The organism is Xanthomonas arboricola pv. juglandis, from assembly GCF_001013475.1.
GTDB lineage: Bacteria > Pseudomonadota > Gammaproteobacteria > Xanthomonadales > Xanthomonadaceae > Xanthomonas > Xanthomonas arboricola.
The window spans coordinates 581,216-596,533 of record NZ_JZEF01000001.1; the positions used below are offsets into that span (position 1 = coordinate 581,216).

General features: G+C 62.6%; 14 protein-coding genes and 1 tRNA gene. All 15 read left to right on the forward strand.

From position 1 onward, the window contains the following. Window positions 1–10 precede the first annotated feature (10 nt). The 15 genes from XARJCFBP2528_RS02400 to XARJCFBP2528_RS02470 all read left to right on the forward strand — a co-directional run bounded on the left by XARJCFBP2528_RS02400 (window position 11) and on the right by XARJCFBP2528_RS02470 (window position 15,298). A complete protein-coding gene (locus XARJCFBP2528_RS02400; RefSeq protein WP_002811076.1) occupies window positions 11–310 on the forward strand; it encodes an integration host factor subunit alpha in 300 nt (99 codons plus the stop codon). Continuing rightward, the gene (locus XARJCFBP2528_RS02405) at window positions 291–647 is read left to right on the forward strand and encodes a MerR family transcriptional regulator (protein WP_005995911.1); all 357 of its coding nucleotides are present in this window, start codon (window positions 291–293) and stop codon (window positions 645–647) included. Before XARJCFBP2528_RS02400 ends, XARJCFBP2528_RS02405 begins: the two co-directional genes overlap by 20 nt. Window positions 648–707: 60 nt before the next feature. Beyond that, window positions 708–784: transfer RNA gene (locus XARJCFBP2528_RS02410), tRNA-Pro, on the forward strand. A gap of 473 nt (window positions 785–1,257) precedes the next feature. Beyond that, window positions 1,258–1,956 carry a polysaccharide biosynthesis/export family protein gene (locus XARJCFBP2528_RS02415; protein ID WP_016903310.1) on the forward strand — a complete coding sequence of 233 codons (699 nt, stop codon included), beginning with the start codon at window positions 1,258–1,260 and terminating at the stop codon, window positions 1,954–1,956. Then, the gene (locus XARJCFBP2528_RS02420) at window positions 1,938–3,377 is read left to right on the forward strand and encodes a GumC family protein (protein ID WP_026064516.1); all 1,440 of its coding nucleotides are present in this window, start codon (window positions 1,938–1,940) and stop codon (window positions 3,375–3,377) included. The genes XARJCFBP2528_RS02415 and XARJCFBP2528_RS02420 overlap by 19 nt, the downstream gene beginning before the upstream one ends. A gap of 243 nt (window positions 3,378–3,620) precedes the next feature. Next, complete coding sequence (locus tag XARJCFBP2528_RS02425; RefSeq protein WP_026064515.1) at window positions 3,621–5,075, forward strand: undecaprenyl-phosphate glucose phosphotransferase; 1,455 nt, start codon at window positions 3,621–3,623, stop codon at window positions 5,073–5,075. A gap of 94 nt (window positions 5,076–5,169) precedes the next feature. Beyond that, a complete protein-coding gene (locus XARJCFBP2528_RS02430; RefSeq protein ID WP_026064514.1) occupies window positions 5,170–6,456 on the forward strand; it encodes a hypothetical protein in 1,287 nt (428 codons plus the stop codon). Next, window positions 6,453–7,544: an acyltransferase family protein gene (locus XARJCFBP2528_RS02435; RefSeq protein WP_016903306.1), complete on the forward strand. Its 1,092-nt coding sequence runs from the start codon at window positions 6,453–6,455 to the stop codon at window positions 7,542–7,544. Before XARJCFBP2528_RS02430 ends, XARJCFBP2528_RS02435 begins: the two co-directional genes overlap by 4 nt. Before the next feature lie 13 nt (window positions 7,545–7,557). Further along, window positions 7,558–8,646: an acyltransferase family protein gene (locus tag XARJCFBP2528_RS02440; protein ID WP_016903305.1), complete on the forward strand. Its 1,089-nt coding sequence runs from the start codon at window positions 7,558–7,560 to the stop codon at window positions 8,644–8,646. A 67-nt stretch (window positions 8,647–8,713) separates the two neighbouring features. Then, window positions 8,714–9,856 carry a glycosyltransferase family 4 protein gene (locus XARJCFBP2528_RS02445; protein WP_026064512.1) on the forward strand — a complete coding sequence of 381 codons (1,143 nt, stop codon included), beginning with the start codon at window positions 8,714–8,716 and terminating at the stop codon, window positions 9,854–9,856. Then, the gene (locus XARJCFBP2528_RS02450; protein ID WP_026064511.1) at window positions 9,853–10,902 is read left to right on the forward strand and encodes a glycosyltransferase; all 1,050 of its coding nucleotides are present in this window, start codon (window positions 9,853–9,855) and stop codon (window positions 10,900–10,902) included. The genes XARJCFBP2528_RS02445 and XARJCFBP2528_RS02450 overlap by 4 nt, the downstream gene beginning before the upstream one ends. 17 nt (window positions 10,903–10,919) lie before the next feature. Further along, complete coding sequence (locus XARJCFBP2528_RS02455; RefSeq protein WP_016903302.1) at window positions 10,920–12,404, forward strand: lipopolysaccharide biosynthesis protein; 1,485 nt, start codon at window positions 10,920–10,922, stop codon at window positions 12,402–12,404. A gap of 64 nt (window positions 12,405–12,468) precedes the next feature. Beyond that, entirely contained in the window at window positions 12,469–13,668 is a 1,200-nt protein-coding gene (locus tag XARJCFBP2528_RS02460; protein WP_016903301.1) for a GumK N-terminal domain-containing glycosyltransferase, read from the forward strand. A gap of 36 nt (window positions 13,669–13,704) precedes the next feature. Beyond that, entirely contained in the window at window positions 13,705–14,499 is a 795-nt protein-coding gene (locus tag XARJCFBP2528_RS02465) for a polysaccharide pyruvyl transferase family protein (protein WP_016903300.1), read from the forward strand. 4 nt (window positions 14,500–14,503) lie between these two features. Further along, window positions 14,504–15,298 carry a WecB/TagA/CpsF family glycosyltransferase gene (locus XARJCFBP2528_RS02470; RefSeq protein WP_016903299.1) on the forward strand — a complete coding sequence of 265 codons (795 nt, stop codon included), beginning with the start codon at window positions 14,504–14,506 and terminating at the stop codon, window positions 15,296–15,298. Window positions 15,299–15,318: the final 20 nt, after the last annotated feature.

Sequence of the window (15,318 nt, forward strand, 5' to 3'; positions counted from 1 at the left end):
GGGGATTGGCATGGCATTGACGAAAGCGGAGATGGCCGAACGTCTGTTCGACGAGGTCGGTCTGAACAAGCGCGAGGCAAAGGAATTTGTCGACGCGTTCTTCGATGTGCTGCGCGATGCGCTGGAGCAGGGCCGTCAGGTGAAGCTGTCCGGTTTCGGCAACTTCGATCTCCGGCGCAAGAATCAACGGCCCGGTCGCAATCCCAAGACCGGTGAGGAAATTCCGATCTCGGCGCGCACGGTGGTGACCTTCCGTCCGGGCCAGAAGCTCAAGGAGCGGGTGGAGGCTTATGCTGGATCCGGGCAGTAATCGCGAACTACCGCCAATCCCGGCCAAGCGCTACTTCACCATCGGCGAAGTCAGCGAGCTGTGCGACGTCAAGCCGCATGTGCTGCGCTATTGGGAAACCGAGTTTCCGAGCCTGGAACCGGTCAAGCGGCGCGGCAACCGGCGCTACTACCAGCGCCACGACGTGCTGATGGTGCGCCAGATCCGTGGCCTGCTGTACGAGCAGGGCTATACCATCGGCGGCGCACGCCTGCGCCTGGAGGGCGATGGCGCCAAGAGCGAGTCGGCGCTGAGCAACCAGATCATCAAACAGGTGCGCATGGAACTGGAAGAGGTCCTGCAACTGCTGCGCCGCTAGGAAAACGCTTCACAAAGCCGCTATAATCGCAGGCCGCCCTCGCGGCGGATGCAGCATCTTCGGGGTATAGCGCAGCCTGGTAGCGCACTAGTCTGGGGGACTAGTGGTCGTCGGTTCGAATCCGGCTACCCCGACCAAACACGGAGCCCATGTCTTCACGGACGTGGGCTTTTTTGTTGCGCCGCAACATGCAATTCCTGGCCTGTCATGTGGGTGACACGATATGTCCATCGGCATATTGCAGAGCAGCATGAAACGACCGGCCGAGCCCGGTTGTTTGCGGTTCCGCTCGCTATGGACCTGGGTCACGGAACGCTGCTAAGTATCCGAAAATGCTCCAGATCATTAGCGCTGGATTAGTAACTGGATCACGTTTTGTTAACGCCGCAACGACGAACTTGAATCAATAGTCCAACGCCGTCAAAAAAATGGCGAGCAGCGTCTTGCGATGCGTTGGTTCTATGCCATAGTGCACTGCAACACGTCACACCTGTCGTGATCCCAAGCGTCTTGGGATGAATTTCTCTGTCGTACGTTCTTGCTGGCGTGTTGGCCGGTTGAATGCTGCGCGAGGTCCTGTCCCACCCAACCGAGGCAGCCAGCCACACGCATGAAAAAACTGATCGGACGATTTTGCCAAGGCCTCAGCCTGGCGTTGATCTGCTCGATGGCACTGGGCGCATGCAGCACCGGTCCGAAGATGGCGGATTCCCTGCCGCTTCCGGATCCGCTCGCGATGTCAGCAGTGCAACCGGAGTATCGACTCGCCCCAGGCGACTTGCTGTTGTTCAAGGTGTTCCAGGTCGACGATCTGGAGCGGCAGGTCCGCATCGATCAGAACGGCCACATCTCGCTGCCGTTGATCGGCGACGTCAAGGCAGCCGGCCTGGGTGTCGGCGAGCTGGAAAAGCTGGTGGCAGAACGCTACGCCGCCGGTTATCTGCAGCAGCCGCAGGTGTCGGTGTTCGTGCAGGAATCCAATGGTCGCCGGGTCACGGTGACCGGTGCGGTCGACGAGCCGGGCATCTATCCGGTGATCGGCGCCAACCTGACCCTGCAGCAGGCCATCGCGCAGGCCAAGGGCGTCAGCACGGTGGCCAGCCGCGGCAACGTCATCGTGTTTCGCACCGTCAATGGTCAAAAGATGATCGCCAGATTCGATCTGACCCAGATCGAGAAGGGGGCCAACCCGGACCCTGAGATCTACGGCGGCGACATCGTTGTGGTGTACCGCTCGGACGCACGCGTCTGGCTGCGCACCATGCTGGAACTGACCCCCCTTGTGATGGTGTGGCGCGCTTACCGATGAGTATGAATTCAGACAATCGTTCTTCCCCGTCTCATCGTCATGGGCATCTCGAGCTGGCCGACGTTGGCTTGCTCGACTACTGGCGCGCACTGGTGTCGCAGCGCTGGTTGATCATTCTGATCACCGTCGCGGCAGTGGCACTGGCGTTTGGCGTCACTCTGCTGATGCCGGAAAAGTACCGCGCCACCAGCACGCTGCAGATCGAGCGCGACTCGCTCAATGTGGTGAATGTCGACAACCTGATGCCGGTGGAATCGCCGCAGGATCGCGATTTCTACCAGACCCAGTACCAGCTGCTGCAGAGCCGCTCGCTGGCTCGTGCGGTGATCCGCGAAGCCAAGCTCGATCAGGAACCGGCGTTCAAGCAGCAGGTCGACGAAGCACTGGAGAAGGCTGCTGCCAAGAATCCGGAAGCCGGCAAGTCGGTCGACTCGCGCCAAGCCATCATCGAGCGCAGCCTGACCGATACGCTGCTGGCCGGGCTGGTGGTCGAGCCGATCCTCAATTCGCGCCTGGTCTACGTCAACTACGATTCGCCGGACCCGGTGCTGGCTGCCAAGATCGCCAACACCTACACCAAGGTTTTCATCGTCAGCACGCAGGAACGCCGCATCAAGGCGTCCTCGTTCGCGACCAAGTTCCTGGCCGAGCGCCTGGAGCAGTTGCGCGACAAGGTAGAGGACTCGGAGAAGAATCTGGTCTCCTATTCCACCGACGAGCAGATCGTGTCGGTGGGCGACGACAAGCCATCGCTTCCGGCGCAGAACCTCAGCGACCTCAATGCGATGCTGGCATCGGCGCAGGACACCCGCATCAAGGCCGAGGCAGCCTGGCGTCAGGTCAGCAGCGGTGACGCGATGTCGCTGCCGCAGGTGCTGAGCAACCCGCTGATCCAGAGCCTGCGCGGCGAACAGATCCGCTTGAACACCGAGTATCAGCAGAAGCTATCGACCTTCAAGCCGGACTATCCGGAAATGCAGCGCCTGAAGGCGCAGATCGAAGAGTCGCGTCGCCAGATCAATGGCGAGGTCCTCAATATCCGCCAGTCGCTGAAGGCGACCTACGACGCATCGGTGCATCAGGAGCAGTTGCTCAACCAGCGCATCGCCGGATTGCGTAACGATGAGCTCGATCTGCAGAGCCGCAGCATCCGCTACAACATGCTCAAGCGCGACGTCGATACCAACCGCCAGCTCTACGATGCGCTCCTGCAGCGCTACAAGGAGATCGGTGTGGCGAGCAACGTCGGCGCCAACAACGTGACCATCATCGATACCGCAGACGTGCCTACGTCTAAGACTTCGCCGAAACTCAAATTGAACCTCGCTTTAGGCTTCATCTTTGGCGTATTCCTGGGCGTGGCTGTGGCTCTTGTGCGCTACTTCCTGCGGGGCACGGCAGCGCAGACGCGGTTGGACTGACATCGTCGTGTTGCACAACGATGGTTAATTGAAGTGACAACCGATTCAGCGTGGAAAAGGTTGGATCCCGTATGTTTCGGGCTCCTTCGTTTGAAAGTTTGTCTCTGTTGAAACAAAGGGCTGTCGTGCGATCTGGGGTCGGTAGGTATTACCGCGGTGATTGTTCGACGGAGATGATTGAAAGCTCGCGTGCGTTTCGTATGTTCCCCCGCATGCGCCGTATCGAGTTTGGAGGACATCCCCATGCTTTTGGCAGACTTGAGTAGCGCGACTTACACCACATCCTCGCCGCGATTGTTGTCCAAGTATTCGGCTGCAGCCGATCTGGTCCTGCGCGTCTTCGACCTCACCATGGTCGTGGTCTCCGGGCTGATCGCCTATCGCATCGTCTTCGGCTCCTGGGTGCCTGCGGCACCGTACCGGGTCGCCATTGCCACCACGTTGTTGTACTCGGTGATCTGCTTTGCGCTGTTCCCGTTGTATCGCAGCTGGCGCGGTCGCGGGCTGTTGAGCGAGCTGATGGTGCTCGGCGGTGCATTCGGTGGCGTGTTTGCGCTGTTCGCGGTGCATGCGCTGATCGTGCAGGTTGGCGAGCAGGTCTCGCGCGGCTGGATCGGCCTGTGGTTCGTCGGTGGCCTGGCCTCGCTGGTGGCGGCCCGCACGGTGCTGCGCGGCTTCCTGAATCACCTGCGCACCCAGGGTGTGGATGTGCAGCGGGTGGTGGTGGTCGGTCTGCGTCACCCGGTGATGAAGATCAATCACTACCTCAGCCGCAATCCCTGGGTCGGCATGAACCTGGTCGGCTACTTCCGCACGCCGTACGACATCGCCGTGACCGAGCAGCGTCAGTCGCTGCCGTGCCTGGGCGATCCGGACGCGCTGATCGAGTACCTGAAGGAAAACCAGGTCGAGCAGGTGTGGATCTCGTTGCCTCTGGGCGAACGTGACCACATCAAGCAGTTGCTGCAGCGCCTGGATCGCTATCCGATCAACGTGAAGCTGGTGCCGGACCTGTTCGACTTCGGTCTGTTGAACCAATCCGGCGAGCAGATCGGCAACGTGCCGGTGATCAACCTGCGCCAGGGCGGTGTGGACCGCGACAACTACTTCGTGGTCGCCAAGGCGCTGCAGGACAAGATCCTGGCGGTGATCGCGCTGATGGGCCTGTGGCCGCTGATGGCTGCGATTGCGGTTGGTGTGAAGATGAGCTCGCCGGGTCCGGTGTTCTTCCGCCAGCGTCGCCATGGCCTGGGTGGGCGCGAGTTCTACATGTTCAAGTTCCGCTCGATGCGTGTGCATGACGACCATGGCACCACCATCCAGCAGGCGACCAAGAACGACACCCGTATCACCCGTTTCGGTGCGTTTCTGCGCCGCAGCAGCCTGGACGAGTTGCCGCAGATCTTCAACGTGCTCGGTGGCAGCATGTCGATCGTGGGTCCGCGACCGCATGCTGCGCAGCACAACACCCATTACGAAAAGCTGATCAATCACTACATGCAGCGCCATTACGTCAAGCCGGGCATCACCGGTTGGGCGCAGGTCAATGGATTCCGTGGCGAAACCCCGGAGCTGCGTACGATGAAGAAGCGCATCCAGTACGACCTGGACTATATCCGTCGCTGGTCGCTGTGGTTGGATATCCGCATCATCGTGCTGACCGCAGTGCGTGTGCTCGGACAGAAGACCGCGTACTGATGATGGCGGGGAGTGTGCGACCTGGCGCGCCGAGCGCCGCGGGCGGCTGCATCGCAGCCGCCCCTCTCAAGCAGGCGTCTGCATGCTGATCCGAATGAGCGACGAGGCCCGCGTTCGCTGGCACAACCTGTTGATCGAGCTGACGCTGCTGGTCGGCGTCGGTTACAACCTGGTGCTGGCGCTGATCAACGCGAACGTGTTCACCGTACGTCCGGTGATCACCTACGCAGTCGAGTTCATGGTCTACGCCGCGTGTTTCCTGCTCGGCTTGGGCTCAATGAGCCGCAAGCGCATTGCATTGATCATCAGCGGCCTGGGGCTGATCGTCACCTTGATGTTCGTGCGCTTCCTGGTGAACTGGCAGATCGATCCGAAATTCTTTCGCGACGCGCTGGTGGTGTTTGCGTTCGTGGTGCTTGGTTCGGCTTACACCGGGTCGGTGCCCAAGCTGTTCGTGCGCATGACCATCATCGTGTCGTTGGTTGCGGCGTTCGAACTGGCGATGCCCAGCGCCTATGGCGATCTGGTCAACCCGAAGAGCTTCTTCGTCAACGCGCGCGGCATGAGCGCGGAGGGGTTCTGGAACGAAGACAGCAACCTGTTCGTCAGCGCCACGCGACCGGGCGAGCGTAACTTCCTGCCCGGCTCCAATCTTCCCCGCGCCTCCTCGATGTTCATCGAGCCGGTGACGATGGGTAACTACATCTGCTTCTTTACCGCGATCGTGCTGGTGTTCTGGCGCTGGATGCGGCCGGCGATGCTGATCCTGTCGGTCGGTTTGATCGGTTTCATGGTCGTGGCCTCCGACGGCCGACTTGCGGCGGGTACCTGCGTGCTGATGGTGCTGCTGTCGCCGCTATTGAAACGCCTGGATCAACGGCTGGCGTTCCTGGTCTTTCTGCTCGTGATCATGACGGCGTGGTTGCTGGTGTGGATCACCGGGATCACGGCCTATCAGGACAACACGATGGGCCGGATCTTCTTCACCGTCAATTCGATGAACAACCTGTCCTTCAACTCGTGGATGGGCCTGGATTTTGCGCAGGCATACCGTTACTTCGACAGCGGCATTGCCTACTTCATCGCATCGCAGTCGATCGTCGGCGTGCTCGCCTTCCTGCTGTCGTATTCGTTCCTGTTGTTGATGCCAAGCAAGGAAGGGCAGTTGTTCAAGAACCTGGCGATCTTTGCATTCGCGCTGAGCTTGCTGGTGTCCAACGGCTACTTCTCGATCAAGACGTCGGCGTTGTGGTGGTTCGTGTGCGGCTGCCTGTGGCACATGCGGCCGACCTGGTCTGCTGCCAGCGCTACGCAGCTGCCCAGACAGGATCCGGCCGACGAGGATGCGCGATTGCCACTGCCCGCGGGAGGCACGCGATGAGTGTGGCGGCAACGCAAGCACCGCAGCCGGTCGCACCGGTCGTCGGCGCGTACGTTGCCACCGGCGGGCGCAGCCGCGACCCGCGTATCGATGCCACCAAGGCCCTGGCGATTCTGTTGGTGGTGTTCTGCCACGCCAAGGGCGTGCCGCATGCGATGACGTTGTTTGCCTACAGCTTTCATGTGCCGCTGTTTTTCATGGTGTCCGGCTGGCTGGCGGCGGGCTATGCGTCGCGGACCACCGGCTTGCCGCAGACCATCAGCAAGCAGGCGCGCAGTCTGTTGCTGCCGTATGTCACGTTTTATCTGCTCGGTTACGCGTACTGGTTGCTGACGCGCAATATCGGCGAGAAGGCGGCGCGTTGGGGCAGCCATCCGTGGTGGGAGCCGATCGTGGCGATGTTCACCGGCATCGGCCCCGATCTGTATGTGCAGCCCCCGCTGTGGTTCCTGCCGGTGATGCTGGTGACGGTGCTGAGCTACGTAGTACTGCGCCGCTGGCTGTCGCCGGTGGTGATCGCGGTGGCGTCGTTGATCCTAGCCTGGTGCTGGATGCGCTGGTTTCCGGGCCAGCAAGTGCGACTTTTTTTTGGCCTGGACGTCCTGCCGGTGTCGCTGTGCTTTTATGCGCTGGGCGCCCTGTTGATCCGCGTTTCTGCACGTCTGCCAACCTCCTTGCCGCTGAGCGCGCTGGCGACGGTATTGCTGGCGCTGCCGGTGGCCTGGCTGGCTGATCGTAATGGCCGGATCGACGTCAACATGCTGGAGTTCGGCCGCAACCACGCCGGGTTTGTGGTCAGCGCAGTACTCGGCTCACTGATGGTGATCTGTGCCGCACGGTTGGTGCAGGGCTGGGCCTGGATACAGTGGATCGGCCGCAATACCTTGCTGATCCTGTGCACCCACATGCTGGTGTTCTTCGTGCTCTCCGGTGTCGCGGCGCTGGCCGGCGGATTCGGTGCCTCGCGTCCGGGGCTCGGCTGGGTAGTGTTCGTGACGGTGTTTGCGCTGCTCGCGTGCGTGCCGCTGCGCTGGTTGCTGATGCGTTTTGCGCCGTGGTCCCTGGGTGCCCGCCCGGTGGCGGCATGAGCGGCGCTGCACCATGACCACCGCGCCGTATTCCGACGCGGCCGGGCGCGGCGGCCTGGGTGCCAAGGCCGCACCGGCGCCTGCGTTGACCCGCGATTGGCAGATCGATGCCGCAAAGGCGCTGGCCATCGTCCTGGTGGTGTTGGGGCATGCCAACGGCATGCCGGCCGCCTACAAGTTGTTCGCCTACAGTTTTCATGTGCCGCTGTTTTTCGTGCTGTCTGGCTGGGTGGGCGAGCGCTTCGGCCACCGTGCATTGACGGTGGCGACGATCGCGAAGTTGGCGCGCACGTTGCTGGTTCCCTATGTCGCGTTTTTCCTGGTGGCCTACGCCTGCTGGTTGCTGATGGGAGTGACCAGCCGCGCGCCGCATCCATCGCATGTGCTGCCGTGGTGGGATCCGTTTGTCGGCCTGTTCTGGGCCAACGGCACACGCCTGTACGTGCTTCCGGCGTTGTGGTTCCTGCCGGCCTTGTTCGTCACCACGCTGGCCTACATCGCCTTGCGCACGCGCCTGACGACGGCGGCCCTGGCTGCAGCCAGTCTGTTGCTCGCCTTGGCATGGGCGGGCTGGTTTCCGTCGGTGCACCTGCGGCTTCCGTTGGCGCTGGATGTATTGCCTGTCGCGCTGTTCTTCATCGCCGTGGGCGGATGGCTGTCGCGTTATGCCGATGCACTGCGCGCGCTTGGCGCCTCGGTGTGGGCGTTGGCACTGCCGGTGCTGGCGGCAGCGTGGTGGTGGCTGGCCGGATGGAACGGGCAAGTGGATGTGAACAATCTGCAGTTCGGGCATTCCGCTGCGGTGTTCCTGCTGGTCAGCCTGCTGGGCACCGCGATGACCTTGTGCGTGGCGTATTTCGTTCGACAGTGGCGTTGGCTGCAGTGGATCGGTGGCAATACCTTGCTGATCCTGTGCACGCACACATTGGTGTTCCTGGTGCTCACCAGTGTGGTGGCACGAACGGGTGTGATCGCTCGCAGCCTGATCGGGACACCGGCCTGGGCGATGGGCCTGAGCGCGTTTGCGGTCGCTGTCAGCGTGCCGATGCGCGCGGTGCTGGTGCGCGTTGCGCCGTGGATGTTGGGATTGAAACGTAAATGACGAGCTTCCAGAATGATCAGCCGAGCATGCAGATGTGTCTGCGTCGCTGGCACAGGAGATTGGCGTAATGAAAGTGGTGCATGTCGTCCGCCAATTCCATCCTTCGATCGGAGGCATGGAGGAAGTCGTTCTCAATGTGGCCCGGCAACACCAGGCCACCAGTGCCGATACGGTGGAGGTCGTGACCCTGGATCGGGTGTTTACCGATCCGGGCGCGCAGCTTGCGCAGCAGGAGACGTATCAGGGCTTGCCGATCCGACGCATCGGTTATCGCGGCTCGTCGCGTTATCCGTTGGCGCCGTCCGTGCTGAGCGCGATCCGCTCGGCCGATCTGGTGCATCTGCACGGCATCGATTTTTTCTACGACTATCTGGCGCTGACCAGGCCGCTGCATGGCAAGCCGATGGTGGTGTCCACGCACGGCGGGTTCTTCCACACCGCGTATGCCTCGCGGATGAAGCAGCTATGGTTTCAGACGCTCACCCGCACCTCGGCGCTGGCGTATGCGCGGGTGATCGCCACCAGCGAAAACGACGGTGAGCTGTTCGCCAAGGTGGTGTCGCCGGCGCGCTTGCGGGTGATCGAAAACGGTGTGGACGTGGAGAAATACGCGGGGCAGGGCGCAGCGACGCCGGGGCGGACCATGATGTATTTCGGCCGCTGGTCGGTGAACAAGGGCCTGATCGAAACCCTGGAGCTGCTGCAGGCGATGCTGCAGCGCGACCCGCAGTGGCGCTTGATCATCGCGGGGCGCGAATACGATTTGAACGAGGCCGACCTGCGCAAGGCGAGCGCCGAGCGGGGCTTGCAGGACAAGGTGCAGCTCAGCATGTCGCCGTCGCAGGAACAGTTGTGCAGCCTGATGCAGCAGGCGCAGTTCTTTGTCTGCCTGTCGCGCCATGAAGGCTTCGGCATCGCTGCGGTCGAAGCGATGAGTGCAGGCCTGATTCCGATCCTCAGCGACATCCCGCCGTTCGTGCGTCTTGCCAGCGAATCGGGGCAGGGCGTGATCGTCAACCGCGACCGGATCGATGCGGCCGCAGAGCAGGTGCAGGCGCTGGCGCTGCAGGCGGACGCGGATTTCGATACGCGTCGTGCAGCGTCCATGGCGTACGTGAGCCGCTACGACTGGAAGCATGTAGTCGGGCGTTACGTCGACGAATACCACACCGCGTTGGGCACCCGCCGCACCCGGGAGGCAGTGCGATGAGCGCGCCTGCATCGGCAGCGACTGTGCGTGCGTCCGCGCAGCCGCAGGTCACCGTGCTGTTCTCCACCGAAAAGCCCAATGCCAGCACCAATCCGTATCTGACCCAGCTTTACGCATCGCTGCCCGCTGCAGTGCAGCCGCGCTTCTTTTCGATGCGCGATGCGCTGTTGTCGCGCTACGACGTGCTGCATCTGCATTGGCCGGAATATCTGCTGCGCCATCCCAGTGCGGTCGGCACTTTGGCCAAGCAGATGTGTGCGGCGCTGTTGCTGCTCAAGCTGCAGCTGACCGGCACGCCGGTGGTGCGCACCTTGCACAACCTGGCACCGCACGAGGATCGCGGCTGGCGCGAGCGCGGCCTGTTGCGCTGGATCGACCGGCTGACGCGTCGCTGGATCCGCATCAACGCGACCACGCCGCCGCGACCGCCATTCACCGACACCATCCTGCACGGCCATTATCGCGAGTGGTTTGCAAAGATGCCGCAAGGCACGCCGGTTCCGGGGCGGCTGCTGCATTTCGGCCTGATCCGCCCATACAAGGGCGTGGAAACGCTGCTGGAGGTGATGCGTCAGGTCGACGACCCGCGCCTGAAGCTGCGTATCGTCGGCAACCCGGCCACGCCGCAGATGCGCAGCCTGGTGGAGGAGGCCTGCGCGCAGGATCCGCGTGTGAGCGCCTTGCTGGCCTATGTCGAAGAACCGGTGCTGGCACGCGAAGTCAGCGAGGCCGAGCTGGTGGTGCTGCCGTACCGGCAGATGCACAACTCCGGCACCTTGTTGCTGGCGTTGTCGCTGGCGCGCCCGGTGCTGGCACCGTGGAGCGAATCCAATGCGGCGATTGCCGAAGAAGTCGGCCCGGGCTGGGTGTTTCTCTATGAAGGCGAATTCGATGCGGCGCTGCTGACCGGTATGCTGGACCAGGTGCGCGCCGCGCCGCGCGGCCCGGCACCGGATCTCTCGCAACGTGACTGGCCACGGATCGGACAGCTGCATTACCGCACCTACCTGGAAGCGCTCGGCAAGGATGGAGGCGCCGCGCTGTGACCGCAGAGATCCCAACGATGAATTCCCCCACGCCGCCGCCACAGCGCAGCCTCGGTTCGCGCGCCGCCGGTGGCGCAGCGGTGACCATGATCGGCCAGTCGGCCAAGATGGTCGTGCAGTTCGGCGGCATCATCCTGCTGGCGCGCCTGCTGACGCCTTACGACTACGGCCTGATGGCGATGGTCACCGCGATTGTCGGCGCGGCCGAGATCCTGCGCGATTTCGGCCTGTCTGCCGCTGCCGTGCAGGCCAAGCATGTCAGCCGCGAGCAACGCGACAACCTGTTCTGGATCAACAGTGGCATCGGCTTGTCGCTGTCGGTGGTGGTGTACGCCTCTGCCCATGTGATCGCCAATTTCTATAAAGAACCGGCGCTGGTGACGATCTCCCAGGCGCTGGCGGTGACCTTCCTGATCAACGGCATGACCACGCAGTACCGCGCGCACCTGAGCCGCGGGCTGCGGTTTGGCCAGGTTGCGCTCAGCGATGTGGGATCGCAGGTGCTGGGCCTGGGCGCGGCCGTCGCTGCCGCCTTGCTGGGCTGGGGCTATTGGGCGCTGGTGGTGCAGCAGGTGGTGCAGGCGATGGTCAATTTCGTCATCGCCGCGAGCTGTGCACGCTGGTTGCCGGGCGGGTACCAACGCTCGGCGCCGATGCGCGACTTCATGAGCTTCGGCTGGAACCTGATGGCTGCGCAGTTGCTGGGCTATGCCAGCCGCAACGTCGGCCAGGTCATCATCGGCTGGCGCACCGGCCCGGACGCACTGGGCCTGTACAACCGTGCGTTCCAGTTGTTGATGATGCCGTTGAATCAGATCAACGCGCCCGCCACCAGCGTGGCGTTGCCGGTGTTGTCGCAGCTGCAGGACGACCGCGAACGCTTCAGCGCCTTTCTGCTGCGCGGGCAGACGGTGATGGTGCATCTGATCGTTGCGCTGTTCGCCTTCGCCTGCGCGCTGGCCATGCCGCTGATCGTGCTGGTGCTCGGCGAGCAGTGGCGCGAGGCGGTGCCCCTGTTCCAGGTGCTGACGCTGGGCGGTATTTTCCAGACCGCGTCCTATGCAACCTACTGGGTGTTCCTTGCCAGGGGCCTGATGCGTGCGCAGTTGCTGTTCTCGCTGGTCAGCCGCATCGTGCTGATCGGCTGCATCTTCGTCGGCTCGCGCTGGGGCGCGATGGGCGTGGCGATCGGCTACTCGTTCGGCCTGCTGGTGACCTGGCCGTTGTCGCTGGTCTGGGTCGGCAAGATCTCCGACGCACCGGTGGTTGCACTGTTCACCAATGCGGTGCGTGCGATGACCGCGTATGGCGTGGCAGGGGTGTGCGCGTATTACGCATCCATCACCGTCGGTGGCCCGCTGTGGCAGCAGCTGGCCGTTGGTGCGGCCGCGATGGCGGCGGTCTGCTTGCTGGCATTGGCGATCTGGCCGGCGTTCCGCCGCGATGTCGTTGCCATCCTCAACATCCGCAAGTTGCTGAAGCAGGCCAAGGCACGCCAATGAGATCGACATCGTCTTCGCCTGCGTTCTTGCATGCTTTCTCCCACTCATTCATAGGACACGGCCCATGAGCGATACACCCGCCGCCGCTTCCGGCATTCGCCGGCCTTGCTATCTGGTCCTGTCCGCCCACGATTACCGCACGCCACGGCGTGCGAATATCCACTTCATCACCGATCAACTCGCGCTGCGCGGCACCACGCGGTTTTTCTCGCTGCGCTATAGCCGGCTGTCGCGCATGAAGGGCGACATGCGGCTGCCGCTGGACGACACCGCGAATACCGTGGTGTCGCACAAGGGCGTGGAGTGCTATCTGTGGCGCACGACGGTGCATCCGTTCAACACGCGTCGTGCCTGGCTGCGTTCTGTCGAAGATGCGATGTTCCGCTGGTATGCCGCGCATCCGCCACGCCAGTTGCTGGACTGGATGCGCGAGGCGGACGTGATCGTGTTCGAAAGCGGTATCGCGGTGGCCTTCATCGAGCTGGCCAAGCGCATCAATCCGGCAGCGAAGCTGGTCTATCGCGCTTCCGATGGTCTGAGCACGATCAATGTCGCGTCCTATATCGAGCGTGAGTTCGATCGGGTTGCACCGACGCTGGATGTGATCGCATTGGTGTCGCCGGCAATGGCGGAGGAAGTGGCAAGCCGCGACAACGTCTATCACGTCGGTCACGGTGTGGATCACAACCTGGATCAGCTGGGCGACCCGTCGCCGTACGGCGAGGGCATGCATGCGGTCGCGGTGGGCTCGATGTTGTTCGATCCGGACTTCTTCGTGGTTGCCAGCAAGGCGTTCCCGCAGGTCACGTTCCATGTGATCGGCTCGGGCATGGGGCGGCATCCCGGCTATGGCGACAACGTGATCGTCTATGGCGAGATGAAGCACGCCGAGACCATCGGCTACATCAAGCACGCCCGTTTCGGGATCGCACCTTACGCATCCGAGCAGGTGCCGGTGTATCTGGCCGATAGCTCGATGAAGTTGCTGCAATACGATTTCTTCGGCCTGCCTGCGGTGTGTCCGAATGCCGTCGTGGGGCCGTATCAATCGCGTTTCGGCTACACTCCCGGCAACGGCGAGTCGGTCATTGCGGCCATCAGTCGCGCGCTGGAAGCACCGCGCGTGCGTTACCGCCAATGCCTGAATTGGTCCGACACCACCGACCGCGTACTGAATCCAGGTGCGTATCCGGAAACCCGTTTGTACCCGCAGCAAGATGGCGCAGCTGTGCGTGCTTCTTCGGAGGCCGCGCTCTCGCACTGATGCGGCTCACACAACTTTAGAAGGAGACTGCTCGTTATGGCCAATGCTTTGCTGCAGAAATGGATCGAACATGCGGAACGCCGTGCCTTGTTCTGGTGGCAGCCGAAGAACGCTGGCGTCAACATGGGCGATCATCTGTCCAAGGTGATTGTGTCCTGTGTGCTCTCCTTGCAGGACAAGACGCTGATCGAGAAGCGTGATCTCAGCAAGAAGCTGGTCGCCATCGGGTCGGTGCTGCATTTTGCCAAGGACGGCGACACCGTCTGGGGCAGCGGCATCAACGGCAAGATTCCCGCCGAGCGGAATACCTTCAGCACGCTCGATGTGCGTGCAGTGCGTGGTCCGAAGACGCGCCAATTCCTGCTTGATCGCGGGATCGCGGTGCCGGAAGTCTATGGCGACCCCGGTCTGCTGACACCGATGTTTTTCCCCGCCGATGCGCTGGGAACGGCAAACAAGCGCCCCTTCGCCATCGTTCCGCATTTCAACGAGCCGGTCGAGAAGTACAGCGCGTACGCGGACCATCTGGTGTTTCCCAACGTCAAGCCTGCGACCTTCATGAGTGCGTTGCTGGGCGCCGAATTGGTGATCAGCAGTTCGCTGCACGGGCTGATTCTTGCCGAGGCGTACGGGATTCCGGCGGTGTACCTGGATTGGGGCAACGGCGAGGATCGCTTCAAGTACGACGACTACTACAACGGCACCGGACGCATGCAGTGGCACTCGGGCAACAGCGTGGAAGAGTGCCTGAAGCTTGGCGGTAACGGCGATTTCGACCTGGAAAAACTGCAGGCCGGGCTGCTGGCCGCGTTTCCTTACGACCTTTGGTGATTCGATGATGCAGGGCCGGCACGTGGATACGGAGACGACAGCGACCGCCAACGCGGCGATGCCGCAGGGCGTGGTGATTCCGCTTGGCGGATTTCCGGTGCTCTCCACCACGCAGGAAGCGTTTGCACTGGAGTTGTTTCACGCATTGGCCGCCCGGCAACCACGCCGGGTGTTTTTTGCCAACACCAATTTCATCGTGCAATGCCAGGCACTGCGGCTGCGGATGCGTGAGCCCAGCGTGCGCATCGTCAATGACGGCATCGGCATGGATCTGGCAGCACGCCTGATCCATGGTCGGCGCTTTGCCGGCAACCTCAATGGCACCGACCTGATTCCGTATCTGTGTCGTGAGGCCGCGCAGCCACTCAAGTTCTTCCTGCTCGGCGGTCGTCCGGGCGTGGGCAAGACCGCTGCCGCGACCTTGACCGGAACCCTCGGCCAGCAGGTGGTGGGCATGTGCGACGGCTACGGCGAATTTGCAGCCGCCGGCGAGGGCCTGGCCGAGCGCATCAATCGCTCGGGCGCCGATGTGCTGCTGGTGGCCTTCGGCAACCCGCTGCAGGAGCGCTGGATCCTCGATCACAGCCATGCCCTGAACGTCCCGCTGGTGTTCGGGGTCGGCGCGTTGCTGGATTTCCTGTCCGGCACCGCCAAGCGTGCGCCGGATTGGGTACGGCGGCTGCATATGGAATGGATGTACCGGCTGCTCAACGAGCCGCGTCGTCTGCTCAAGCGCTATAGCTGGGATCTGCTAGTGTTCTTCCGCACCTGCCTGCGTGCGGGCAAGCACCTGCCGTGATGCATGCGCGGGGTTGGCTG

Excerpts from the sequence above, each read along its gene's own strand:
- XARJCFBP2528_RS02425 (WP_026064515.1), top strand. The coding sequence starts at position 3,621 with ATGCTTTTGGCAGACTTGAGTAGCGCGACTTACACCACATCCTCGCCG.
- XARJCFBP2528_RS02470 (WP_016903299.1), top strand. The coding sequence starts at position 14,504 with ATGATGCAGGGCCGGCACGTGGATACGGAGACGACAGCGACCGCCAAC.
- XARJCFBP2528_RS02455 (WP_016903302.1), top strand. The coding sequence starts at position 10,920 with ATGAATTCCCCCACGCCGCCGCCACAGCGCAGCCTCGGTTCGCGCGCC.
- XARJCFBP2528_RS02460 (WP_016903301.1), top strand. The coding sequence starts at position 12,469 with ATGAGCGATACACCCGCCGCCGCTTCCGGCATTCGCCGGCCTTGCTAT.
- XARJCFBP2528_RS02435 (WP_016903306.1), top strand. The coding sequence starts at position 6,453 with ATGAGTGTGGCGGCAACGCAAGCACCGCAGCCGGTCGCACCGGTCGTC.
- XARJCFBP2528_RS02445 (WP_026064512.1), top strand. The coding sequence starts at position 8,714 with ATGAAAGTGGTGCATGTCGTCCGCCAATTCCATCCTTCGATCGGAGGC.
- XARJCFBP2528_RS02415 (WP_016903310.1), top strand. The coding sequence starts at position 1,258 with ATGAAAAAACTGATCGGACGATTTTGCCAAGGCCTCAGCCTGGCGTTG.
- XARJCFBP2528_RS02430 (WP_026064514.1), top strand. The coding sequence starts at position 5,170 with ATGAGCGACGAGGCCCGCGTTCGCTGGCACAACCTGTTGATCGAGCTG.
- XARJCFBP2528_RS02405 (WP_005995911.1), top strand. The coding sequence starts at position 291 with ATGCTGGATCCGGGCAGTAATCGCGAACTACCGCCAATCCCGGCCAAG.
- XARJCFBP2528_RS02465 (WP_016903300.1), top strand. The coding sequence starts at position 13,705 with ATGGCCAATGCTTTGCTGCAGAAATGGATCGAACATGCGGAACGCCGT.
- XARJCFBP2528_RS02440 (WP_016903305.1), top strand. The coding sequence starts at position 7,558 with ATGACCACCGCGCCGTATTCCGACGCGGCCGGGCGCGGCGGCCTGGGT.
- XARJCFBP2528_RS02400 (WP_002811076.1), top strand. The coding sequence starts at position 11 with ATGGCATTGACGAAAGCGGAGATGGCCGAACGTCTGTTCGACGAGGTC.
- XARJCFBP2528_RS02450 (WP_026064511.1), top strand. The coding sequence starts at position 9,853 with ATGAGCGCGCCTGCATCGGCAGCGACTGTGCGTGCGTCCGCGCAGCCG.